Raw genomic sequence first — 25,542 nt, 5'->3', positions numbered from 1 at the left:
TTTTTGTAATCATCTTATTTACAAATAAATATCTGTAATTGGGATAATTATATTATTTGATGCTAGTGTATTTACCGTTTCCGTACAGTAAAGGTTTGTCATTTTCATCAGAAAGAGTAATCTCTGTAATCTCCCCAATTAAAATGTTATGTGTAAAACCATTATGAGCTTCTATCAATTTACAGTGGATAGTTGCTAAAGCACCTTCCATTGATTTATACTGTCCTTGATCAGCCCATTCAACAATGGAAAACTTATCGTCACCTTGTCTATCAGTATAACCGGCAAATGTATTTGAAACAGCTTCTTGGTGCTCATTCAAAAGGTGAATCGAAAAGGTTTTATTTCGTAAAATCACATCATGAGCTTTACTCTGTTTGTTGACACATACTAGAAGACTAGGAGGAGTGTCTGATAGGGAAGTTACGGCTGTTGCTGTTAGTCCTTCTTTTCCTGAAATTCCTTCGGAAGTAACAATTGTTACAGTTGAAGTGATGCGTCTCATTGCCGCTTTAAATAATGCGGAATCAATCATTTTTTGTTGAGTTGTTGTGTCCAAAGTTATTTCTTGTTTCGTAAATCTTGGTGCAATTTACCAATTTCCAGTTCAAGCTCACTAATTCTTTGATGAGCTTTATTCAACCTATCTTTGGTATTTATGTTCATTAGTAGACTTTCCTTCATCGTTTTCTCTTGTTCAAGAAGCTGTTCGTTCTTTACTTGAGCTCGATCAAGGAGAACCCTTAGTTCTTTCTCTTTTTTGTCTTGTTCAGAAATGTCCTGAATATAGGCAATGCGTCTTAGTTGTTCGTTTGTAGTAATCTCAGTAATAAAGATTAGTGCAGTGAATACGTCTCCATTTGCTCTTTTGAGTTTCATCGTTCTACGATTATTCACTGCTCTTTCAAAACTTTTACCTAAAACATCTTGGATTTTCTGTCCTTCAGCAACGATACCAATTTGGAAAATATGAGAAGCTGCAGGGTTTAATCTAAGTATATTGCCTTCCTCGTCAAAAGCAATCATAGCATCCATTGCTCTTTCAAAGAATAGTAAACTTTCTTCTTCTTGTTCCTCTAACTGCTTTTGCTTAATCTCCATCTGACGTTTAGTATCTTGGAGTAGCAACATATTTTCCTTTAAGGTCTCTTCCTTATTTTTTAGGATGTCGTTGGTCTTTTGAGAATCTTCTAGTAACTCATTAGTTCTATTTTGAGAGTTAATAGTTCTTATCGTTAATGCAATAGAAGGTGCGATTTCCGTAAGTAATGCTCTTTCTTGCTCGGAGAATTCACGCAATGAAGCTACTTCAATGACACCGACCACGTCCTTATTTACAGAAAGCGGTACGATAAAGATATTTTTTGGTAGAGATTCGCCAAGACCAGAGTTGATCGGCGTATAGTCCTCAGGAATATTTGTAATCAAAGTAGGGGTGTTCTTTAGAAATACTTCACCAACTTGACCTTCACCTACATTATATTTATCACCTACCTTTTTTCTACGGTGTTCGCTGTAGCAGGCGCTAATTTCCAATTGCTCAGTTTCGGGATCGTACAAATAGAAAGCTCCTAGTCCCGCATGAAGGTATTCAGTGATCTCTCTTAATGTTTTCGTACTTAACTTTTTGATATCCTTTACAGAAAGTAAAAGCTCACTAATAGAACTTAGACCAGAGGCAATCCAACCTTGTTTTTCAACACTTTCTTTCTGTTCACGGACCTGATCTCTCATACTAATTAATAAGTTACCAAGAATGTCGTTTTCATTGATATCGTATTTTTCATATAACTTATCATTAGCAATATCTTGTGCAAGCTTTGTATTTTCTTCAATATGCATTTGATCTTCTAAGAAAATAGCATATCGAGCATTTCTGTAGGATTGATCTTTAAGCCTAGCTGCAATAAACAAGCAAATACCAAAATAGAAGAAAGTGATTAAAGGTACTGAGACCAACCCTTCGTAAGATCTATTTTCTATACTCTCCTCTAAAAGTCTCGTTAACCACATGTCTGTCCCCAAAAGGGATAAGGAAACATACATTAAGAAGGTCAACATGAAATATATGGTGAGAACTGTCCAGGACTGATACATAGTCAGTAATGTCAATGCTCCAAAAAAAGCGAATTGTGCATAGGGAAAGTTGGGGGCAACGATCAAATACTGAACTTGAAATAAGAAAAATGTAAACGCAAGAATATAACGCGGAGAGGTGCTATTTGTACTATTGTAGAGTAAAATGAAGTAGGCAATAGAACAAGCAGAAGCTAACCCTAATGCGATAATCCATTTTCCTGTTTCAAAAGAAAGACCAATAGCAAGTGCAAACATACCTAATAGGGTATATTGCATACTTCTGTCTATCAGTTTGTAACTTTCAGAATAATACCCTTCTACGCGTTCTCTTGATGGGTTGAATTTTTCGACATCCTGTTGAATCGACATATAAAAAAATCTTCTTCTATGATAAATCTTTCCTTATGAATTAACGATCATCATAAGGAGGCTTACTATTAATACGATAGCCAAGCGAAGTTATTGCGGAACCACAGAAAACTCCAACTACCATACCCTCAGTTGCTTCGTTAGAAGCTTTAATATTTGAAGGTACATTTGCTAAAGGAGTAGCAAAAAGCCCTCCATTTGCCATAGATGACTTTGATCTACTCATAAAATCAAACGCATCTTCAGTCATAGAATGTATTTCACAATAAACGGTATCACCCACTTCATAAAACTTTTCCCCAGCATCTGCTTCTTCATCAGATAACACTGGATTGATTCCTAATCTTACAGGTGGAATAAAAACGGTGGGTTCCGTAAGAATATTACCGTAATCACTTCTACCAGGAGTAATATCAAAGGCTAGTTGCATCTCCGAAGATTTATTTAAGAAAGAACCATTTTTCCAAGTCTTGATCCAATAGCAGTCAGCAGGTCCTGCAAAATCTTTAGCCCATAATTCACCATAAATCTCATCATCTTCTACCTTTTGACCTTTATCGGTCATAAATACTAATGAATCGATAACTGGTACTCTTTCAAGAGATGTAAAAGCTTCGAAAGCTAAATCTTTATCGTCAAAATTTACAGATACTTCTAATTTGTAGTAATTATTGTAATTGCCATCACTGTCTCGGTCAAAATCTCCAGGACGTTCCCTTACAATTAATGTATCATCAATAGATGATGGTGTCCAAGTATAATATCCGTTTTCATCATAAGTGAAATCCATGACTTTATTATTTACAAGGTCGTGTAATTTGACAACTGCATTTTCGACAGCGGGAGGAGTGTTATTATCAAAATAGCCTACTGTTGAAATTAAACGGATACGCTGTTCTTCAAATTTATTATTAACCCAGCCATCAACTACAATTTGTGCTCTACCTGTTTCAAGATCTACATCAATAACATCTTCACAGGAGAAAAAGATAAAAATTGAAAATAGGAGATATATGTTTGCTAACTTTTTCATTTTGCTTACCATTTAAAATTGTATGAAACCGATGGGATAATAGTACCAATCACAGAAAGGCGAATGGCTTGATTAGGGGCTGGTTGCCCTTCAGGTGGTCTTTGTGCTGAAGGTTGGAAGTAGACAGAATATGGATTTCGTCTTGCATACGTATTGTAGAAGCCAAAAACCCAATAATGTTCCCATCTTTTATCTGGTTTCTTTTTACCATTAAGTGTAGCGGAGATATCCAATCGGTGGTAGTACCCAATACGTTGATTGTTTCTAACTCCATCAACATTATGAGGGACACCATAATCTTGTACCACAATTTGATTGGTAGGGAAGGTAGTTGGAGTTCCTGTTACAAAATTGAAATTGGCAGATAAACTCCAGCGTTCATTGATATCATAAAAACTACTTACTGTTAAGTTATGCGCTTGATCGAAACGAGCAGGATAGTATTCACCTAAATTAATACCATCAGTTTTTTGTTCTGATCTGGCAAAAGTATAACTCACCCATCCTGTAAGCTTACCTTTATTCTTTTTCATGTATAATTCTAAACCGTAAGCTCGGCCTTCTGATGGTAATAAATCGCCTTCTAGATATTCATTTAAAAGAATGTCAGCACCATCAATATAATCAATTAGGTTTTGAAGAGGTTTGTAATAAACTTCTCCAGAGAACTCAAAAGTATTTTCTTTAAAGTTTCTGAAATATCCTAATGCGTATTGATCTCCAATTTGAGGTCGGATGTTATTCGTACTAGGCGACCATACATCTAAAGGTGATGCTGCACTGGTATTAGAAATTAAGTGAATATATTGAGCCATTCTGTTGTAGCTGGCTTTTAATGAACTTTTCTCATTGAATTGATATTTAACAGCAAATCTAGGTTCTAAATTATAGTAGGTTTCAATAGGCTCCCAAGCTTCATACGTTTTTTCAGACTCAAGAATTGGTTCTTTTCTAGTGTTTGGAGGAGCAGGGGCATATTCATATGTAGTGGCAGGTCCCATATACGAGAAAGTAGAAAATCTTAATCCATATTGTAAGGATACCTTTTTTGATAATTTTTGATCATTACCGATGTATAAGGCATTTTCCCAGCCGTATTGTTTTGCCAATGAGAATGGAGGAAGTTCTTGTCCACCACTTTTAGCAGTTGTTGTACCAGGTGAAAAGTCATAGACAATAGATTGTCCACCGAATGTGATTGTATTTTTTGTTCCTAAGTACCAAGTCAATTCAGGTTTTACTGAGTAAGTTTTTACTCTAGAATCCCATTCGAATGAATCTTGAGTATCATTTACACCTAAGTGATAGTCGTAATCAGAAATATATCCTGTAACATTCATAAATAACTTTTCAGTGAATAGGTGATTCCAACGAAGAGTTCCGGTAACATTACCCCAATTGGACTCAAAGATATTTGATGATCCAAAGGTATCTCGTCCCCAATATCCTGAAACGAATATTTTGTTGTTCTCATTAATATCATAGTTGATTTTAGCGGTAAGATCCCAAAAATTAAACTTTGAGCCACTTAAGTCATCATTTAAGAAAGGAGCAGCAAGAATATCAATGTAAGAACGTCTACCACCAATCAGGAAAGACATTTTGTCCTTAATAATCGGTGCTTCAACAGTTAATCGACTGAAAATTGCCCCAATACCACCTTGAACTTTCAATTGCTTACTATTACCTTCTTTCATTCTTACATCAAGAATAGACGAGAGACGGCCACCGTATTGAGCGGGAATACCTCCTTTAATTAATTTCACATCCTTAACTGCATCTGGATTAAATACAGAAAAGAATCCGAAGAGGTGAGAGGAATTGAAAACAGGGGCTTCATCCAAAAGGACTAAGTTCTGACCAACGCCACCACCACGAACATTAAAGCCAGTAGCACCTTCGCCAACAGTACTTACTCCAGGTAAAAGTTGAATGGACTTGATGACATCTACTTCGCCTAATAATGCTGGTATTTTTAAAATGGTTTCTATTTCCATTTTTTGAGTACTCATTTGTACATCTGCAACGTTAGCATCCTCTCTTTCACCTGTAACTACTACTTCAGCCAGTTCAACGTCGGCACTTACTAAGTTAATATTTAACTTTTGGTTGGCAGTGAGACTAATTTCTTTATTGAAAGTCTGAAAACCGACAAATTTGAAAGAAATATTATGAGTGCCTTCAGGCAGAGTAAGTGAGTAAAAACCGTAAGGATTAGTAATTACTCCAGCTTTAGCTTCAGCAGAATAAACAGACGCCCCAATTAGAGTTTCTCCAGAGGAGTTATCTTTTACATATCCACTAATTGTAAACTGCTTTTCTTGAGCAATAATTACCTGACTTATCAGCAAGAATAGCAAGGCAATGGTTAGCTTGATAGTTCGCATAAAATTTGGATAGATTGAATAGTTCAAGTTAATAGATTGAAAGAAAGATGATTTCTATAACACAACTACTAAATAAGTACAATTTTGTTTTCAAATTGCAATATTCACTGAATAAATTTAGCAATAATCGGTTTTTAATTGATCTAATTTTCTAAACCCTGTTTTTTGTAAATATTCCTCTAAAAAAGACTGACCTATTAATCTTTATTCTTAAATTAAGATATATAAACACAAAATAAACAAGACCATGATAAACCGAGAGGAAATTCTCAAAAACATAAATGAGACTGACAACTACGACGTAATTATAATTGGAGGTGGAGCAACAGGTTTAGGTGCTGCCCTCGATAGTACTTTAAGAGGATACAAAACCTTATTATTAGAACAACATGACTTTGCTAAAGGGACATCAAGTAGAAGCACCAAACTTGCACATGGCGGTGTTCGGTATTTAAAGCAAGGAGATGTGGGTATGGTAAGAGAAGCGTTGAGAGAACGAGGTCTAATGAAAGAAAATGCTCCACATCTAGTTCATGATCAAAAATTTATTGTTCCAGTTTACGATTGGTGGGACGCACCTTTATATACAACAGGTCTAAAGGTATATGATGTCATGGCAGGCGACTTAGGTATTGGCCCGTCAGAAATGATATCAAAAGAAAAGACCTTATCATTAATCCCTAACTTAAATGAAGAAGGTTTAATTGGCGGTGTACTTTATTATGATGGGCAGTTTGATGATGCTAGACTAGCGATCACTTTAATGAAAACAATCCATGATTATAAAGGTGACGTTTTGAATTATGCCAAAGTAGTATCATTAAAAAAAGATGAGAATGGTAAAGTTTGTGGTGTAACATTTAATGACCAAGAAACAGAAGATACTTATCAAGTTAAGGCTAGCAATGTGATAAATTGTACAGGTGTCTTTGTTGATGAAATTTTAGCATTAGATGAAAAAGAACACAAGCCAGTTGTAAAACCAAGTCAAGGGGTTCATATAATTTTAGATAAAGAGTTTTTACAAGGACAATCTTCTATTATGGTACCAAGGACAGAAGACGGGAGGGTATTATTTGCAGTGCCATGGTATAATAAAATTGTTGTTGGAACTACAGATACACCATTAGATGAGGTGTCAGAAGAACCAAGAGCGTTAGAAGAGGAAATTGAATTTATACTCAAAACAGCAGCAAAATATTTAAACGAAGAACCAAAAAGATCTGATGTGAAAAGTGTTTTTGCAGGATTACGACCATTAGTGAAAACTGAAGATGAGGAGACCAAGAAAATCTCTCGTTCACATAAAGTAATTGCCAGTAAGTCCAAGATGATAACAGTCGTTGGAGGTAAATGGACAACTTATCGACAAATGGCAGAAGATACAATCAATTTAATGGAGAGAATGAACAATGATGTGGGGGTGCATTGTATTACCAAAGACGTTTTACTTCATGGATATAAAAAAGGAGTTGATCGGTTAGATTTTAGAAGTGTTTATGGTAATGATATCTCTAAAATAGATAAGTTGATTGATGAAATTCCTGATTTACAACATAAAATCCATAAGAATTTGCCTTATAGATTTGCTGATATTGTTTGGGGTGTGACCCATGAAATGGGAAGGACTTTAGAAGATGTCTTAGCAAGACGAACAAGGTCGTTACTTTTGGATGCTAAGGCAAGTATTGAGGCAGCACCTGAAGTGGCAAAACTTATGGCTAAATATTTAGAAAAAGATGACGAGTGGGTCAACGATCAAGTGAAAGATTATACTGAGTTGGCCAATGGTTACCTTTGTTAAAAAAGAAGCAGTTAGTTGAAACTAACTGCTTCTTTTTTTTAATCTTCATCCTCTAATGGAATAATGATTGGATCACTATAACAACCTGATGGATAGTTCATGTTTAAGAATGAACAAATGGTTGGTGCAATTTCAGTAATTGTATGAGGAGCATGAGTATATCCCGATTCAATTTTCCAACCGTAGAACATAATAGGAACATGAGTATCATATCTATATGGAGAGAAGTGAGTTGTACCACCTTTTCCATAATCAACATTATGAGACTTTAATACACCATATACATCTGGTGAATACCTTGGGTTAAATCCGTTATATATTAAACCTTTATAGCCAAGTGTATATTCATTTCTTTCTAAGTCCTTGCCTAAAATTGCAGCTGCATATTGAGGCATCGTCATAAATGCTTCTGCAGTAGCAGCTTGAACTTCCTCTAGATCAAGTTTCTTTTCAGCAATAAGGTTTCTATCTAAGTATAATTGACCAGAGTAATTGGAAGCAACATATTTTCCTTCGCCAAACTTCTCACTTAAGTAAGCATCAATTACTTTAGTATCTTCTTTGCTTTTGATATTTACGGCTTCGAAATTCATGCGGTCTCTCATGAAACCAGCATTTTGGGCTCCGGCATGGTCAGCAGTTAAGAAAATAACATAATTTCCTTCGCCTACTTTTTCATCTAAGCTTTTGATAAGAGTAGCAATTTCTCCATCAAGTTTAATGTACATATCTTCTACTTCCATAGATTGTGGTCCATATGCATGCCCTGCATAGTCTGTAGAAGAATAAGAAACACCTAAAAGGTCAGTGAAATTATCTTGACCTAAGCCTTCATTATCTAAAATGTTGATAGCCATTTCAGTGACAACAGTATTTCCATAAGGTGTACCTTTAATGATGTCATATTTTCTACCTGACTTTGCTCTTACTCTATCAGCTGCTACACCTTTCTTAATATCATATGGGAAAGTGGGTTCAGATTTACCAGGGAAAAGTGATTCATAGGCAGTGCTGTCTTCTGTAGAGGCAGTATATCTATCCGCAGGTAATGAAAGCTCCCAAGTAGATTTTAAATACTGATCAATGGGTCTTTTCTTAGCATTGTTCATTTTTTCAATCCATTCCGGTAGGTTTTCCATATAGAAAGATGAACTAATCCAGTTACCAGTTTTATCATCTAACCAATAAGCACCATCAGCTCTATGCCCAGCAGGTAAAACTGCAGATCTATCTTTAATTGAAACCGTATACACTTTAGATCTAAAATTACTTGCCCATTTCAATTCATCAGATAAGTTAGTAACTGCTAATCGGTAAGGTGATTTTTTGCCATTTTTAGTATCGGCACCTACCGTAGTGTATCTGTCGTCGTCTACACAATACACAGATTTTCCTTTCTCTCTGTCATAGAAATGGTTGTTGACAATCGAGTGATAGGCAGGGCTTGTTCCTGAGTATACTGAAGCATGGCCAGGACCGGTAACCGTTGGAGCGTAATTATATTGACCATTTCTTACGAAATAACCTTCATCGACTAATTTTTTGAAACCATCCTCACCAAAGTTATCCCAATAGCGAGAGATGTAATCGTATTTCATCTGATCAACGATAATACCTACAACTAGTTTTGGTTTATCTTCTGTAAATTGAGCAAAAGCTGATACAATAGCGCTTGCTACAAGTAAAAATGATAGTGTAAACTTTTTCATTTAGTGTATAATTGTAATGTGTTATGATGCAATATTAAGGTAAACAACTGTTTTAATTGATAAAGCTCTGCTTTAATATTTTTAATTAATGGTAATGATTTTAAATGTATTTATTGCTTGATGATCTGTTCATCAATTATTGATATAATATCCTCTGTTTTAAACTTTTTTATTTGTAAAGCTTTAGTCTTTAACTTTCTTAAAAACTTTTGGTGTGCTTCAGTTTTTGGGTTAAATGGCCTGTGATTTACCCCTTGGATAATCTTTTCCCAATCTCTCATAAGAGGGTAACAGTTTTCCTCAATCAAAGAGTTCTTAAATTGCTCCCAAATATATTTGATAGCTAACTTTGAAGGATGTACCATATCCTCAGCGTAATATCGATAATCTCTTAAATCATCCATCATGATTTCATAAGATGGAAAGTAGTGTACATTATTATGTTCCTCTTCAAAAAGATGACAAGCATATCTTAATAATGATTTACTTAAACTGTTATCCACCAATCCATTTCTAAAGTGACGAATAGGAGAGACTGTAAATATTATTGTGGTAGACTTTGGGAGTAGAGCATATAATTTTTGAAATGATTGCTGTATTTCATCTATGGTCAACAGTCTTTGTCTAAATTCTTTGGCAGGAACCTTATGACAATTGGCTACAATTTCATTATCGGAGCTTCTTTCAAAAACAAAAGAAGTTCCTAGCGTAATAAATAGAAACTGTGTAGTATCTAATATTTTTTTTACTGTATTATGAGTCGAATTGATTTTAGATTTCAATTCTTCTAAAGAATGAGCTGAAATATCTGAATGAAAATCGAAATGTCTGAAGACATTTTCTACTTCAACGATTTTATGATCATCAATAATTTTCCCTTTTATTGAAGTGGAAAGATTATCAAAAATTGAGATAGGGTTATATAAAGTTCCGTAAGGGTTGGTGGTAATTTGAAAGCGGTAATCACTTAACTTATTTCCTATATTTTCGGAAAAACATGACCCGATTGAGAAGATATTTGAGCTATAATCAATTTTTTTATCAAATTCTTCTACTAAAACAGGGGTCCTGAATGTATCATTTTGCATCATTTCGACAATATACAGTTTTGTTACATAAATAATTTTGTGAACAAGAAGACAAACCTTAGATTTGTACCCGAATTTATTTGAAAGAATCAAAATTACTTCAAATACACTAATGAAGAAGTACACATACACAGAGAAAAAAGATACTCGCTCAGGATTTGGTGCGGGCTTACATGAACTAGGTAAGATGAACGAGGACGTGGTCGCATTATGTGCAGACTTAACAGGTTCTCTTAAAATGGACGCTTTCAAAAAAGATTTCCCTGAGAGATTCTTTCAAATGGGTATCGCAGAAGCGAACATGATCAACGTTGCAGCAGGTATGACTGTTGGTGGTAAAATTCCTTTCACAGGTACTTTTGCTAACTTCTCTACTTCTCGCGTTTATGATCAAATCCGTCAGTCAGTAGCTTACTCTGGTAAAAATGTGAAAATTGCAGCTTCACATTCAGGTTTGACTTTAGGTGAAGACGGAGCAACTCACCAAGTATTAGAGGATATCGGAATGATGAAAATGCTTCCGAATATGACTGTAATCAATACTTGTGATTTCAACCAAACTAAAGCGGCTACAATTGCAGCTGCTAAACATGATGGCCCTGTTTACTTACGTTTTGGTCGTCCTGCAATTCCAGTATTCATGCCAGAAGGTGAATTTGAAATTGGTAAAGCAGTGATGTTAAACGAAGGTACAGACGTTACTATCGTTGCGACAGGCCACTTAGTATGGGAAGCAATCCTTGCAGGTGAGAAATTAGCAGAAGAAGGTATCTCTGCTGAAATCATCAACATTCATACAATTAAGCCGTTGGATGAAGAGGCTATCTTGAAGTCTGTTAAGAAAACAGGTTGTATTGTAACTGCTGAAGAGCACCAAATTGCTGGTGGTTTAGGCGAAAGTGTTGCAGGTGTTTTAACAACAAAATTCTTAGCACCTCAAGAATTTGTTGCAGTTAATGATACATTCGGTGAAAGTGGTACTCCAGCTCAATTAATGGAGAAATACGGTCTTACATCAAATGACGTAGTTGCTGCTGCTAAAAAAGCAATCGAAAGAAAAGGATAATTTTTTCTTTATAATGATATATAAAAGAAGCTAGTTCTTATATTTGAACTAGCTTCTTTTTTTTAGCTCAACTAAACACTACTCTAGACATATTTAATGAAATTTATTCCTTTACTACTGATCTGTATCTTCTTAACTGTAACATCAAACGCTCATATTCATACTTCACAAACAACAACTCCAAAGTTTGATAGCTTACTGACACTTTTTGAGAAGAAGGAAATTTCCGATTCTTTAAGAATTGAAATTGCTTTGGAATTGTCATGGCTAAACAGAAATGTCTCTCCGGATAATGCATTCCTATATGCAAAAATTGCTGAAGATTTCAGTAAAGAGAATCAATTAAAAAAACTAGAGGTAAAGGGAATTGCATTTCAAGGTATTGCACTTAGAAATAAAGGGGAGTATCAAAGAGCAATGAAGAAGTTTATGTTAGGTTTAGACAAATCTAACTCTATTGATGCTGAAGAAGATCAAGCTTATTCCCATATTAATATTGCAAGTGTCAATATCTATCAAGAAAATTATGATGAAGCTACTGTCCACCTAGAAATGGCAGAGGTGTTGGCAAATAAATTAAAAGACTACAGAATACTTGGATATATCTTTACCAACTATGGTAGGGTTTATGGAGGGACTGGTTTATATAATAAAGCCGTTAAGAATTTCAATAAAGCTTTAGAACTTAGAGAGAAAGAAAATGATATTTATGGTCAGGTAGTCACTTATTCTGATATTGGTAATGTATATCTTGAGATTGGTGATGTAGACCAAGCATTAAAGTACTTAACAGCATCGTTGGAACTAAATGAAAAAAATGTTCATGATGCCGATAATATGGTTAGTACCTTAACTGATATTGCCGTAATTTATAGAGAAAAAGAAAAGTTTCGAAAAGCAATACATTACGCAAAAAAAGCAGCAGATATCTCTGTTAATTCTGGCTTAAGACATATGGCATTAAATGCCTTTATGGAGCTAAAAACCATTGAAAGGTTAAGAGGGAAATATGATCAGGCATTACGTTACGATGATTTGATTGAGTTATATAGAGATTCTATTTTCAATGAAGATATTCGACTGAAACTAGCCGAAATGAATGTTCGTTACTTAGTGGAACAGAGAACAAAAGAAAATGAAATTCTAAAAAAGGATAAAGAGATTAATGAAATCATGCTTGAAAGACAAACGGTGATTTCCTTTTCTGCATTTATCTTAATTTTAATACTCTGCTTGTTCGTCTATTTCTTATTTATTGAAAATAAAAATAAGAAAGTAGTAAATAATAAACTCCAACTACAAAAAAATGAATTGGAGATGCAATCCATTGAGATCAAACGTATCAATACATTATTGAAAGCAAAGTCTCAAGATATGATGGATAGCATCAATTATGCTAAAGGAATTCAAAGTGCTATACTTCCAAATTGGTCATATGTAAAACAATTTATTCCCAATTCATTTGTATTCTTTGAGCCAAGAGATATTGTATCAGGTGATTTCTATTGGTATAAGCAAATAGATGAGCAGAGAGCAATATTAATTGCTGCCGATTGTACAGGACATGGTGTCCCTGGTGGATTTATGAGCATGGTAGGGGAAACAGCTTTGGAATATATTGTTGATTCTCAAGATATCTATGAACCATCAAAAATTTTAGAAGAATTGCATTCTAGGTTATCAAGTATTCTTAGACAAAAGAAATCTGGGAATATGGATGGTATGGAAATCGCCATTTGCTTGATAGATCAAGAGGCAGAAACAGTACAATTTGCAGGAGCTGGGATGTCTATGACAATTGTAAATAATAAAGGACATGAAATTATAAAAGGAGCTAACAGAGGAGTTGGAGGAGTAAATTCGTTCTCAACAGCACCTACATATGTTTTCGACCTAAAACCATCCAACATGTTTTTCTTATATTCTGATGGATATGCAGATCAATTTGGAGGGCCAAAGGGTAAAAAAATGAAGAGCCCTAACTTTAGAAAAATATTAGAAGCTTGTTACCAAATTCCATTTAAAGATCAAAAGCAATTTATTAAAACACAGTTCGATTCTTGGAAAGGAGATGAGGACCAAGTTGACGATGTTATGGTAATTGGTTTTAGCTGTTAAAAAGATAACGGGACCACTATGTGAGTGGTCCCGTTATCTGCAATGTGTATGTTCTTATTGCTTAATTTATTCACCCTGTTCAATTTCTTCTATTTTCTTAATAGAAGATTCTGATACTTTATTTAAGTTTCTAGTTTTACCAAAAAGCTCGATAGATTTCTTATTATAAGCTAAAGCAGCTTCTTCGGCAGTAGTGTAGCTTCCCAAAAAGATTGGTTTTCTGTCTTTGTAAATTACAGCCTTATAACGGTTTTTCTCTTTTAATACACCGATATAACCTGTTTTATTAGTAGAAGTACGAGTGTTCCTCTTTATTTCGGAGCGGTTCGAATATGCTAAGTTCTTAATACGGCAATCTAGCCTGTTTCCATTAATGATTCGAATTAATGTACCTTCATTGTCTTCTTCTTTTTTAAGGAAGTTTTCAGCAACAAATTTGTGCAAATAAATCGTATCAGTTTTGTATTTACCATTGCTTTGTTTCCAAGACTTTTGGAAAACAGCTCTTCCTGAAGAGTGTTCTCTAAGGTTATAAACAAAATCAATGCTTTTTAAATAAGGATTAGAACATAGATACTCATATACAAAATCATCCACAATGACTTGATTGGGAGAGTTCTTTAGTTGAATTTTTATTAGCATAATGATAAAAATGCAATGAGTAAGTTAAAAAAAATTGAAAGTTATGTTGAAGAAAGATTGAGAACAAATATTAGAGACTTAATGCTGGTGCTGCTACACGTGACTTTTTCTTCTGTTTGGCTGTCTCATGTTTTTGTTTTCCTGAATGCCAGCATTTGTTTGAGATTTCAATAACATCATTCTTTCTTTTTTGAGAGATGCTGTATTCTCCGCTGATTCCTTTATTGCCAATTTTAGTTTTTACAGAATCTGATGCTCTGATAAAACCAAGTTCTTTAAGCTTTTCCGATATCTTACTAAAGATTAATGCCATTTTAGCATCTTCACTTTCCCGAAGTAGTTGGTTTCTGTAGTTCATCAGACTGCTTAAGATTAGTCCATAGTCCTTGGTGCCCACAACTCGCTCCTCACCAGGATAATTTTTTCTTTTTCTCATCAGTTGTTTGATTATTATAGCAACGTGTTTCGCTAAAAATATTATAGTTTTGTTAATTAAATCAAATACATTGAATTATACAATATTTTCAAAAATTATTTCAATGAAAAGGGGTAATTCAAATAAATAAACAATTTCAATTTTGACTTTTATTTTCTTATCACTATAATTGCCTACAGATTTAGTAGGGTAATAAGAAATTGGTTACAAATAAACTTTTATGTTAGCAGATAAATTAATAGAACACAAACTTGAACAGTATAAAGCTGAGGAAGAAGCTGCTGAAAAAACAGGTGTTAGGACTAAGCCTAAATGGGTTAGTGTTGCTAAATCTGTATCATGGAGAATGGTTGGAACAATAGATACAATGGTTATTTCTTACTTTATTACAGGTGAATTAACAATGGCTATCTCTATTGGTTCTGTAGAGGTTTTTTCTAAAATGGTCCTCTATTATTTCCATGAAAGAATTTGGGAGAAGTTTACATCAAAATTTTAATGATACATACTTAGTGATTTGTATCTTTACTCTAATAAGGGTAAATCAACTATGAATCCAACAAGAAAAACTATTCAAATAGGGAGACTAATGATTTGCATTGGTCTCTTTTTTTATGCTGCCTTATTAAAAGCACAAGAGAATAATATTGCTATTACTTTTTCACAAGGCCACTTAGGTAAAGTTAATGCCTTGGATATTTCCAATGACGGTAACCTTGTAATTTCTTCTGGGGAGGACCGTACAATAAAAATTTGGGATGCTGGTCAAGAGCGCTTATTGAGAACTATAAATGCTCATGATATAGCTATTACCGATATTTCCTTATCTAGGAATAACGAATTTATTGTATCGGCAGGTTTAGATCATTCTGTAAAGGTTTGGTCTGCCAAAAATGGGATGTTGCTCGCTTCTTTAAGAAGTTTACCTGAAGCGGTACAAGAAGTGAGATTTCAGAAGAACCTGATCCTATATATTAATGCACAAGGGCAAGTGTTTTATTGGGATTGGAGTAAATCAAATAAAAATGAGCTGATAGACTGGTCTGATGAATTGAAGAGTGGTATTTCAACTTTTACGACTTTTGGGAAACAAAATCAGACTATTTTTCTCGGTAAATTTAATGGGGATGTCCAGGAATGGAATGTGGTGACAAAAAAAATGAAGAGACATCACATTCTTCATAATGATTGGGTCGCAGACATTGTTTTTCTGAAGAAACGAAAATTAGTAGTTAGTGGATCATGGGATGGATCTTTAGTTTCATGGAATTTATCTACCGATTCTACCCATCATAACGGGCATTTACCGGATGGTACGGGAGTGAGAAGCATGAAATACTCAGAGTCTATCAATCAATTGATTGTGACGTCTTTAGGAGATCATGCTTATATCTATGATATCGTTGATGATAAATTAGTTTTAAAAGAGAAGTTCGAAGAGAGGAATATTGTTACAACTTCATTTAATAAAGATGGGAATGTTGCTGTAGTGGCATATAAAAGTGGTGAGATCTCTATGTGGGAAATGGAGGGGATGAAACTTGTGAGCTCTTGGAAACCCATAAAGACAAAGGCCAAAGAGTTTTCTGTTTCATTAGAAGTAGGTGCAATTGCCGTTGCTTCTGAAGATGGAAATGTGAGATTGTGGAATGTTGGGAGTAGAGATGACCTTAAAAAAATAGAAGCACATACGAAGGATATTTCGAAATTAGAATTTTTGAAAAGAGGAGATCTATTAACAACAAGTTTGGATTCAACAATTAAGATTTGGGAAGGTATCAATAACTTTCAAAAGAAAATTGAATTTAAACACTATGCTCCAATTGTACATACTCATGTTTTACATAACGACTCATCAATAATTTTCACAGATGATAGAGGGGATATATTTTTATCAAACCCTTATATCAACCCTGATTCTGCACGAAAAATACATAGCTCGTTTGCTAATATTACTGCCATTACTTCCAACCCTAGAAAAAATAATGTGATTATGGCATTTTCTGATCGAAAGATTGGAGTTTTGGATTTGGATTCAAATAAGATTGTAAATTCTTTTTCAAGTAAAGATTGGTATATCCATTCTATGACTTTCAGTTCGGATGGAAAATATTTAGTGGTTGGAGGTAAAAACAAGTTAAGTATTTGGGACTTGGATAGCCGAACTTTACTAAGAAGTATTCCAGTTAAACATAAAATCCTAAGTGTATCATATACTTATGATAATAAATATTTAATTGTATCGGAGGAGAATGGAACTTTAAAGACATATACACCAGACCTATCGCAAGAAATAAACATCTATAACCAAAGTACTGGTAATGTTATTCAAGTGGCAGATTTTCCAGGTAAAGATGTATTCCTAACCTTATCAAGTGATTATAATGTAGGTATTTGGGATTTAGCGTCTCCTTATAAATATGGAGGGGTATATACGAATGGTGACTCAGGTTGGTTGGTAGAACATTATTCTGGATTATTTGATGCTTCTGAGTCAAATATGAAAAACTTATACTATGTAGTAGATTCTGAAATTATTGATCTCCATCAACTACAAGATATGTATTGGGAACCTGGGTTAGGGACAAAGCTATTTACTGGTAATGATTTAAGACCGGTACCTAATCTTCATGAGATATCTTTATTCCCATCGGCATCTCTTTATAAAAGAGAAAATAAACTAATTATAGACGTTGAAGATAGAGGTGGAGGAATTGGTCGAGTGTCAGTTAATGTGAACGGTAAAGAAGTACTTTCAGATATCTCAAAATATAAGAGTACTAAACCCATTAAGAAACTTAATATCATCTATCAGAATACATCAAAACAACGATATGTAGTACCTATGGATAGTATTAAGTACTTATTCCAAGGTGGAGAACTTAATGATATAACAATTAATGTTGAAAACCTCGATGGTACTTTATCTGGAAGAGGATTAACCATAAAGCACAAAGCCTCTAAGGAAGATAAAACCGTACCTTCTTTCTATGGTATCGTTATTGGAGTTTCCAATTACAGAGGAAATACACTTGATTTGAAATACGCAGCCAAGGATGCAGAGCAAATTGCAGCTTCAATAGAAGGTGCTGCAACAGGTTTGTTTGGTGAACATAGGGTAAATATTGAGTTATTTACGACAGATCAAGAAGAGGATAATTATCAGCCTACAAAAACAAACATAAAAAATGCTTTTGACTCATTAGCAACACGGATGAACCCATCAGATGTTCTCTTTATTTTTATGGCAGGGCATGGTATGTCACAAATGGAAAAAGATGGAGATGAAGACTTCTATTTTTTAACTAAGGATATGATTACTGCGGATATCAAGGATGAGTCTATAAAAAATAATTATTGTATTGCTGGTAAAGAATGGATTGAGTGGATGAGGAATATTCCTGTGACGCGACAAGTATTTATTATGGATGCATGTAATGCGGGGAAATTTGCAGAAACGGTCATTGCCATGAGGAATGTTGACGAAGAGGCGATACGTTTAAGAGCTCTAGAAAGAGTACGTACTCGTTCAGGAATGTATTTGTTGGCAGGTGCTGCTGCAGATAAAGTTAGTTATGAATCAACAATGTACGGTCAAGGTCTACTTACTTATTCTATTCTGGACTATCTGAAAAGTGGTGATTTAAGACAAGGTGAATTTTTAGATGTTCAAAGAATGTTTGGTAATTCTGTAGATGAAGTACCAAGGTTAGCCGAACGATTTGGGGCCATGCAACAACCTGAAATGAGAATTCCTACCGGTGGAGATAGTTTTGATATTGGAAGGGTGACGGATAATGTAAGAGATAACATCGTTTTATATTCAACATTGTCTAGAATAACAGGTTCACAGTTTGAAGATGGTCAGTCTTGGTTGGACCCATTAGAACTAACAAAAAAAATTGATAAAGCATTATTAGCTCAATCAGAAGGGAAAAACACTGGATACAATTCTTTCACATTTACGCCAAATGCAAATGGTAGTGATGTGTATCAATTAAGAGGAAAATACGTGTCTTCAGGATCTGGAACTAGATTGATGGTTAAGATTATTTCAGATAATGAAGTGAAACATTCTTTCAATGTTGTGGATGCAGATCAAGAAAAATTAATAGATAAAGTTATCTTTGAGGTCATTTCGTATTTTCAAGATATATAAACATGATTCAATTAAAAGGTTATGAGGTGATTTTAGCCTCAAAATCACCTAGGAGAGCTGAATTGTTAAAAGGATTGGACATTGATTTCAAAGTTGAAGTAAGGGAAGTTGATGAATCATATCCATCAGATATAGAAATAGAAAAAGTGGCAGAATATATCGCAGGATTAAAGGCTGCCGCTTTTGAAGACTTGTCCTCAAAACAACTTGTTATTTTCTCTGATACTGTTGTAGTGGTAAACAACAAAGTACTAGGTAAACCTAAGAGTAGAGAAGAGGCATTTGAAATGATTCAATTGCTTTCCAATAATGTACATCATGTGTATTCTGCTGTTTATATAAAAACGGAAGATAAAGAAGTAAGCTTTACAGATGTTGCAGAAGTACATTTCAATTCGATTTCTTTAGAAGAAATGGAATACTATGTAGATCATAAAAAACCATTTGATAAAGCAGGAGCATATGGTATTCAAGAATGGATAGGCATGGCTTTTATTAAAAAGATCAATGGTTCATATTTTACTGTAATGGGCTTACCAACAGAGAAATTATATTCAACTTTAAAAGAAATTATTTAAACTATGAGTACTGTGATGTGGATACTCCCTGTGATCTCAGCAGGTATAGGATGGGTAACAAACTATGTGGCTATCAAAATGTTATTTCATCCAAGAAAACCAATTAACTTAGGTTTATTTACACTTCATGGGGTGTTTCCAAGAAGGAAAGAAACATTAGCAAGAAGATTAGGTGTAATTGTTGAGAAAGACCTTTTTACACCAGAGATGATTGTCGATAAGCTTAATACAGAAGACAATAAGGCTAAACTAAAGACTGCAGTGATGAAACGAATCAATGAATTTGTTGACGAGAAGGCTGTGCAATTTGGCCCAATGTTGCAAATGTTTGGTGGCGATGCAATTATCGATCAAATTAGAACTGGAATGGAAAAATCAGTCGATGATATGATTCCAAAACTTATGGAAGATATTGGCTCTAATATCACCTCTATTAGTATTGAACAGATAGTGTATGAAAAAGTAATGGATTTTTCTGATGAAAAGTTTGAAGATCTTTTAATGGCTGTAATAAAGTCTGAACTTACATTTATTGAAATAATGGGAGCTGTTTTAGGTTTCTTTATTGGTTTAGTTCAGGTGGCTATTTTAATGATGCAATAAATAATCATATATAATTGAAACGGGCCTATGTCTTAGTATTCTGACATAGGCCCGTTTTGTTATTTTTTCTTTTTTGGAACATAAATGGTCATATCCTCATCGACCTGTATTGCTTTTTCAAACTGCTCTGAATATTGAGGTTGTTGATGTCTTGTTTGTTGAGAATGAAAGTTGTTCACTTGCTCTTGTTGCATTTTCATCAATCGCTTTGATAAAACGTTCATCAAAAATTTGATAATAACTTTAGAATAACGTTTAAATAAGAAAGCAAAAGCAAAAGCAACTATTAATATCTTTAATAACATAATTATTAATTGCTGTAAAAATTCGTAATGTTTATATATAAATAATCATTTTCACAAAGAAATGATTTTATACCTTGTATATTTGTTCAAGTGCAAATATAAACAGTTATATGTACGTATACAGGTACATTAGCGTTTATTTTTCAGCAGTTTTTAAGCAAAATTTAATAAATGTTAGACATCTTATACAGAGATGATCATTATGTGGCCATTAATAAGCCGTCAGGTTTAATGGTTCATCCTTCAGAATTAACCGGAAAAGAAGGTGAATTTGCCATTCATCTATTGAGAGATCAAATCAATCAATATGTTTATCCTTGCCATCGTCTAGATCGAGCGACCTCTGGAGTACTAATTTTTGGACTGTCTTCTGAAGCTTGTCAGAAATTTCAGGAATTAAATAATGAAAATGGTGATGTTGACAAACGATACCTATCATTGGTAAGAGGTCATCTTTTAGAAGAAAAACTTTGTACAAAAGATATAAAAAATCGTTACGACAAAGTATATAAGAAAGCTAAAACATTCATTAAACCTATTGCAAAGGTAGAACTGAATATTCCTGTAGGTAAATATCAAACCTCTAGGTATACACTTGTCGAGTCTAAACCTTATACGGGTAAAACACATCAAATTAGACTTCATTTAAGAGGTGAAAACCATCCAATTATTGGAGATAGAAGATACGGAGATCATAGACATAACAATATGATGTTGGAGAATTTTCAATTGGATAGGTTGTGGTTGCATGCCTCAAAGTATTCATTTATTCATCCCTACCTTAATACAATGGTGAGTATTCAAGCTGACTTGCCAGAAGATTTTCAACAATTATTAAACAAATTAGAGATTAAGATATGAATAAAATACTTGTAGGCTCGTACAATGACCTCGAAGTATCTAGAATTACTGACTTTGGTTATTTCTTTTCAACTGAAGAAGGTGATGTTTTTATGCCTATACGTTTAGCCAACGAAGAGTTAAAAGTAGGGGAAACAACTACTGTTTTTATATATACTGATAATGAAAGAAGATGGGTAGCAACTCATGAGAAGCCAAAAGGTATCGTAGGAGAGTTTACTACATTGGAATGTAAAGACACTAATAAAAATGGAGCATTCCTAGATTGGGGTATCTCTAAAGACTTATTTGTGCCATTTTCTGAGCAGTCTGCAACTCACCCGATGAGAAAAAAGAAGACTTACACGGTTTATGTCGACTTAGATCGTAAAACGGGTAGGGTTTTTGCTACATCTAAATTACACAAACACCTGAATACAAATACTTCAGATTTTTCGACTAACCAAGAAGTATTTATGTACATAGCTCAAGAAGTTGAATTGGGTTACGAATGTATCGTAAACAGGAAATGGCTGGGTTTGTTATATAAGAATCAAATTTACTCTCCTCTAAAATTAGGTAAGGTTGTAAAAGGATATATCAGTAATATACGACCTGATGGAAAACTTGACTTGACTACTGCAAGACCTGGTTATCATGAAGAAAGTATTGAGAAAACGGCAAAGACATTATTGTTAAAAATGAAAAAGACTGGTGGTTTTATTCCTTTTAACGATAAGAGTCATCCAGCTGAAATCAAGAAAGAATATAAAATGAGCAAAAAGCAGTTTAAACAAATATTGGGTTATTTGTATAAGATGGGAGTGGTAAAATTCACTGCTGAAGGGACTGAACTTGTAGATTTTTAATATTTTGCAATAAATTTTTTAGAAAACATTTTGAATACTAGATGAAGTTAAGGTAATTGTATACAATTAATTTTTCTCATCTGATATAAAAAATGAGAGCTTGACAAAATTGGATAACACTATAATAAAAGTGCATTCAGAAGTAAATTCTCTATATGAAAAGCTGAGGGGAGCAAATGGTAAAGAACTATTTGCTTTCAGAGGCATGATGAATGATGACATTTTAGGAGAAATACTGAGTAGAGTTGAAGACGCACTATCTGAACAAGAATCACTGATGAAACTTCAGAGAAGAATCAATGTGATTGCTGTAGAGATATTGCAAAATATTTTCCATCATTTTGAAGGAATTGAAGCCAACTCAACAGTTGATCCTAAAACGAATGTTGTTCTATTTCTACTCTCTAAAGATGTAGATGCCTATTATATTGTCGCAGGCAATTATGTGCCTATCGAGACAGCTAACTTTCTTAAGGAAAGGATTGACTCTATTAATGAACTTTCTGTTGATGAGTTGAAAAAACGTTACAGAAAAGTTTTAAGTAATGGAGATTTTTCGGAGCAAGGCGGAGCCGGCCTTGGTATCATTGATATTGCAAGAAAATCTGGTCAAAAACTAGACTATGATTTTACTAGTACTGATGACACACATTCCTTTTTTACTATCAAAGTTAGCGTACCGATTTAACCTGCACAAAAATGAAAGATTTTTTAAAGAAAGATACACCAAAGACTCCTCTAATTCAGATGGAATATGAGAGTGGTCATTTTCTTATATCAGGAAGATCGATTCCTGAAAATTCTATTGAATTTTATAAACCTTTGTTCGAGTGGATGGATGAATACAACACCAAGCCACAAAGCAAAACTATTTTCGACGTTCGTCTTGAATACTTTAATACCTCATCATCAAAATGTTTAGTTGAAGTTTTTAGAAAACTTGAATTACTAAAAGCAAGTGGACATGATGTTGAAGTAAATTGGTATTACGAAGAAGACGACGAAGATATGCAAGAGTCTGGAGAGGATTTTAAAGAAGTTATTAAACTTCCAATTCACATGCATATTCTTGAAGAAGAAGACGAATAAAATAATTTTAAATAGGATATCTTAAATACATTTAAGGTATCCTATTTTTTATTGGAACAAAAGTGGGGGGAATTATGTTCTCGAGGTTAAATCAACCAGTTTACTACATTTACCCATGAAGACTACTTATAACCTAATATTAACGTTATTATTCATTTCCTTTATTTCTTGTAATAGTTCTAGTGATGTTCAACCTGTTTCTGAAACAGGAACAATTGAAGTATCCCTGAATTCACAACTAGAATATTCTACATCAAATTTAAAGTCCTCAACAATAAAGGTATTACCAACGATGCCGTTATTGATCGATTCAGTTCGTTTTATTATTGATGATGGAAACGAGGAAGTTACCCATGTAGTTCCTCCAACATCTTTGTTGATAGGTAACGAGGAGCCCATACTATCTTTATCTGGATCAATGGTAGGTGACTATGATCTAGAAATGGAAACCATTAGATATGGAGATAATCAGATATGGACAGAAAGATTAGATGTTCGTTCTTCTCAATCCTATAATTTTAGCGTTGGTAGAGATAGTGTTACCTCATTAAATATACAAGCTACAACCAACCGTAGTTCAATATTGGTTTTTCCTGAAAGTAATATCACAACAATAGATAGTGTTGTAGCCAATAATGCTTATTCATTTTCACAAGTTCCAGAGAGTTCTACTTCCTTTTATGCTTATACTAATGAGGGAGGGAGTAATAATATCAAAATATATTATTCTGAAAATGGACAGCATGGTATGGTTGAGACAAATGTGACGCATGTGGCAGGTCAGGCCTCATTTATAGAATTAAAACCTCGAACAGGAAATACTAATATAGATATAGATTTTAGTCAGCTTTTTTCTAATCAAAATCATGTAGAGTTAGATTAATAAAAAAGGCTACCAATTAATACTTGGTAGCCTTTTTTGTTATATCTGAGGATCATTATCGATTGCTGTTTGTATCAGATTGTCTACAAATACCTTTGCTTTCTTAGGTAATGAGAGGACAATTTTTCCTGATTGGTACAGTGGTAATTGATCAAATATTTTTTCAATTTTATCAAGTTCATTACGGTTGAGCTTAAACTTGTGTAATTCACTTTCAAATGATTTTTTGTTTTTGAAGACAGCATCTAGAAGGTTAAACTGTTCATCTGTAAATATTAATTCACCAATTGATGAACCGATAGATTCTACCTCATTTCTTTCGATTTGATCCATGAGGAAGAAAACTTCAATATCAATTCTTTCTTCATCGTCATTCTCATTTTCTATGAGGAACTGATTTTCGTAAACCAAGAATATATGAGTAATTAATTCCTGTTGGGATTCAGAAAAGTATTTTTTTATTTCACTCCATTCAATTTCTTCAGTGAAAGCTCTTTTTAAACTATCTAACTGTTTCTTGTTGTATTTAGAATCACCTATTTTGATGAATCCTTTGTCATTAAAAACAGCATCCAATAATTTGAGTTCAGCCTTTGAAAAGTTGTTATCGGCAAAAATGGATGATTCATTATTATTCGAAGTAGATGAAGATTCTATCTCAAATAATTCTTTAATACTGAAGGTGTGGAATTCATCTTCTTCCTCTTCATTTAAGTGAGAACACTTTTCAAGGATTCCAAGAATAAAGTTCTCTTGGTCTAAATTAAGAGGAGTATTTTCAGGGTATTCTAAAGTAGAAATAATTTCTCTCACATAATCCAATTGAGCAAGATTAAAGGTTAACTTTCCAACAGTTACCTCTTTTTTATTCTTTGTTTCATCCTCATGAATAATAGAAAGAAATCTAAACTCATCATCAGTAAGTGTAGTAGAATTAGATAAATCACTATCTCCAAATTCTCTTTCAATTTCGTTCATCATGAAAAGAACAGAGATATTCTTAAGCGAATCAATTAATTCCCAACGGTTTTCATCTTCAAATTCCCAATCAGTTTCTACTTCATCCAATTTTGTAATAATTGGAGTTAAGAAATCCGTTTGGATAGAATCTAACTTAATTGTTGCTAACTGAGGTAGAAATGACTTACGGTTTTTCTGACCCAAATCAAATGAATCCAGTAAAGACTTTAATTTAGCAAGAACACTTTCAGAGAATTGAGGAAATAATGAGCTATTGATTTGCTCACCAGTATCATACAATAATTTAAGGAATTCGTACTCATTTTTAGAGAAAATGAAATCATCAGAAACAGGAGTGATGTTATGGGCTTCCAAATCTAAGCGATCACTTTTCTCTAATTCATAAAGTTCATTAAGATGCATTCGATTGATTTTTTAATGATTTTCTTAAATACTTCCTCAAGTATACTTAGTTTGCATCGAATTACATAGTAAAAAAACAAAACAGATGTAAAAAAAGTGATG

General features: G+C 33.7%; 22 protein-coding genes. 12 read left to right on the top strand and 10 right to left on the bottom strand.

Annotated features, from left to right (window positions below; all coding sequences use genetic code 11):
* Nucleotides 1-52 precede the first annotated feature (52 nt).
* From HGP29_RS15435 to HGP29_RS15420, 4 genes are read right to left on the bottom strand one after another with little or no spacing between them, the layout of a single operon-like run.
* Nucleotides 53-535 (bottom strand): flavin reductase family protein, encoded by a 483-nt coding sequence (locus HGP29_RS15435; RefSeq protein ID WP_168883317.1) that lies wholly within the window; start codon nt 533-535, stop codon nt 53-55.
* A 26-nt stretch (nt 536-561) separates the two neighbouring features.
* Nucleotides 562-2,448, bottom strand: coding sequence for a GAF domain-containing protein (locus tag HGP29_RS15430; protein ID WP_168883316.1), 1,887 nt, complete (start codon nt 2,446-2,448; stop codon nt 562-564).
* Between the two features lie 40 nt (nt 2,449-2,488).
* Nucleotides 2,489-3,481, bottom strand: a complete 993-nt coding sequence (locus tag HGP29_RS15425; RefSeq protein ID WP_168883315.1) for a DUF4249 family protein — start codon at nt 3,479-3,481, stop codon at nt 2,489-2,491.
* 5 nt (nt 3,482-3,486) lie between these two features.
* A complete protein-coding gene (locus HGP29_RS15420) occupies nt 3,487-5,868 on the bottom strand; it encodes a TonB-dependent receptor (protein ID WP_211093307.1) in 2,382 nt (793 codons plus the stop codon).
* A 247-nt stretch (nt 5,869-6,115) separates the two neighbouring features.
* Between HGP29_RS15420 and HGP29_RS15415 the strand changes: the two genes are divergently transcribed.
* Nucleotides 6,116-7,672: a glycerol-3-phosphate dehydrogenase/oxidase gene (locus HGP29_RS15415; RefSeq protein ID WP_211093306.1), complete on the top strand. Its 1,557-nt coding sequence runs from the start codon at nt 6,116-6,118 to the stop codon at nt 7,670-7,672.
* 38 nt (nt 7,673-7,710) lie between these two features.
* On the opposite strand, the gene pafA is transcribed toward HGP29_RS15415, so the two are convergent.
* Together pafA and HGP29_RS15405 are read right to left on the bottom strand one after the other, a co-directional pair.
* Nucleotides 7,711-9,381, bottom strand: a complete 1,671-nt coding sequence (gene pafA, locus HGP29_RS15410; RefSeq protein ID WP_168883314.1) for an alkaline phosphatase PafA — start codon at nt 9,379-9,381, stop codon at nt 7,711-7,713.
* Nucleotides 9,382-9,491: 110 nt separating this feature from the next.
* Nucleotides 9,492-10,472, bottom strand: a complete 981-nt coding sequence (locus tag HGP29_RS15405) for a GSCFA domain-containing protein (protein WP_168883313.1) — start codon at nt 10,470-10,472, stop codon at nt 9,492-9,494.
* 109 nt (nt 10,473-10,581) lie between these two features.
* Between HGP29_RS15405 and HGP29_RS15400 the strand changes: the two genes are divergently transcribed.
* Together HGP29_RS15400 and HGP29_RS15395 are read left to right on the top strand one after the other, a co-directional pair.
* The gene (locus HGP29_RS15400) at nt 10,582-11,535 is read left to right on the top strand and encodes a transketolase family protein (protein WP_168883312.1); all 954 of its coding nucleotides are present in this window, start codon (nt 10,582-10,584) and stop codon (nt 11,533-11,535) included.
* Nucleotides 11,536-11,631: 96 nt separating this feature from the next.
* Entirely contained in the window at nt 11,632-13,653 is a 2,022-nt protein-coding gene (locus HGP29_RS15395) for a tetratricopeptide repeat protein (RefSeq protein WP_168883311.1), read from the top strand.
* A gap of 66 nt (nt 13,654-13,719) precedes the next feature.
* Here the strand turns inward: HGP29_RS15395 and HGP29_RS15390 are convergent, their stop codons facing one another.
* Both HGP29_RS15390 and HGP29_RS15385 read right to left on the bottom strand, forming a co-directional pair.
* Entirely contained in the window at nt 13,720-14,295 is a 576-nt protein-coding gene (locus HGP29_RS15390) for a Pathogenesis-related transcriptional factor and ERF protein (RefSeq protein WP_168883310.1), read from the bottom strand.
* Between the two features lie 70 nt (nt 14,296-14,365).
* Nucleotides 14,366-14,653, bottom strand: coding sequence for a hypothetical protein (locus HGP29_RS15385; protein WP_168883309.1), 288 nt, complete (start codon nt 14,651-14,653; stop codon nt 14,366-14,368).
* A 298-nt stretch (nt 14,654-14,951) separates the two neighbouring features.
* On the opposite strand from HGP29_RS15385, the gene HGP29_RS15380 reads away from it, so the two are divergent.
* The 4 genes from HGP29_RS15380 (at nt 14,952) to HGP29_RS15365 (ending at nt 20,071) form a co-directional block, all read left to right on the top strand.
* Entirely contained in the window at nt 14,952-15,230 is a 279-nt protein-coding gene (locus HGP29_RS15380) for a DUF2061 domain-containing protein (protein ID WP_168883308.1), read from the top strand.
* A gap of 90 nt (nt 15,231-15,320) precedes the next feature.
* Entirely contained in the window at nt 15,321-18,890 is a 3,570-nt protein-coding gene (locus tag HGP29_RS15375; protein ID WP_211093305.1) for a caspase family protein, read from the top strand.
* Nucleotides 18,891-18,892: 2 nt separating this feature from the next.
* A complete protein-coding gene (locus HGP29_RS15370) occupies nt 18,893-19,468 on the top strand; it encodes a Maf family nucleotide pyrophosphatase (RefSeq protein WP_168883306.1) in 576 nt (191 codons plus the stop codon).
* A gap of 3 nt (nt 19,469-19,471) precedes the next feature.
* Nucleotides 19,472-20,071, top strand: coding sequence for a DUF445 domain-containing protein (locus HGP29_RS15365; protein WP_168883305.1), 600 nt, complete (start codon nt 19,472-19,474; stop codon nt 20,069-20,071).
* Between the two features lie 59 nt (nt 20,072-20,130).
* Here the strand turns inward: HGP29_RS15365 and HGP29_RS15360 are convergent, their stop codons facing one another.
* Nucleotides 20,131-20,376 carry a hypothetical protein gene (locus HGP29_RS15360; RefSeq protein ID WP_168883304.1) on the bottom strand — a complete coding sequence of 82 codons (246 nt, stop codon included), beginning with the start codon at nt 20,374-20,376 and terminating at the stop codon, nt 20,131-20,133.
* Between the two features lie 171 nt (nt 20,377-20,547).
* Between HGP29_RS15360 and HGP29_RS15355 the strand changes: the two genes are divergently transcribed.
* The 5 genes from HGP29_RS15355 (at nt 20,548) to HGP29_RS15335 (ending at nt 24,057) form a co-directional block, all read left to right on the top strand.
* Entirely contained in the window at nt 20,548-21,237 is a 690-nt protein-coding gene (locus HGP29_RS15355) for a pseudouridine synthase (protein ID WP_168883303.1), read from the top strand.
* Entirely contained in the window at nt 21,234-22,085 is an 852-nt protein-coding gene (locus HGP29_RS15350) for a CvfB family protein (RefSeq protein ID WP_168883302.1), read from the top strand. The genes HGP29_RS15355 and HGP29_RS15350 overlap by 4 nt, the downstream gene beginning before the upstream one ends.
* A gap of 130 nt (nt 22,086-22,215) precedes the next feature.
* Complete coding sequence (locus HGP29_RS15345) at nt 22,216-22,773, top strand: SiaB family protein kinase (protein WP_168883301.1); 558 nt, start codon at nt 22,216-22,218, stop codon at nt 22,771-22,773.
* A gap of 11 nt (nt 22,774-22,784) precedes the next feature.
* Complete coding sequence (locus HGP29_RS15340) at nt 22,785-23,174, top strand: DUF1987 domain-containing protein (RefSeq protein ID WP_168883300.1); 390 nt, start codon at nt 22,785-22,787, stop codon at nt 23,172-23,174.
* A gap of 115 nt (nt 23,175-23,289) precedes the next feature.
* A complete protein-coding gene (locus HGP29_RS15335) occupies nt 23,290-24,057 on the top strand; it encodes a hypothetical protein (protein WP_168883299.1) in 768 nt (255 codons plus the stop codon).
* A 39-nt stretch (nt 24,058-24,096) separates the two neighbouring features.
* On the opposite strand, the gene HGP29_RS15330 is transcribed toward HGP29_RS15335, so the two are convergent.
* Nucleotides 24,097-25,440 carry a hypothetical protein gene (locus HGP29_RS15330; protein WP_168883298.1) on the bottom strand — a complete coding sequence of 448 codons (1,344 nt, stop codon included), beginning with the start codon at nt 25,438-25,440 and terminating at the stop codon, nt 24,097-24,099.
* Nucleotides 25,441-25,542: the final 102 nt, after the last annotated feature.

Origin of the sequence: Flammeovirga agarivorans, from assembly GCF_012641475.1 — a bacterium.
Lineage (GTDB): Bacteria > Bacteroidota > Bacteroidia > Cytophagales > Flammeovirgaceae > Flammeovirga > Flammeovirga agarivorans.
Note: the sequence above shows the minus strand (reverse complement) of the source record. Positions and strands in the feature narration are given on the sequence as shown.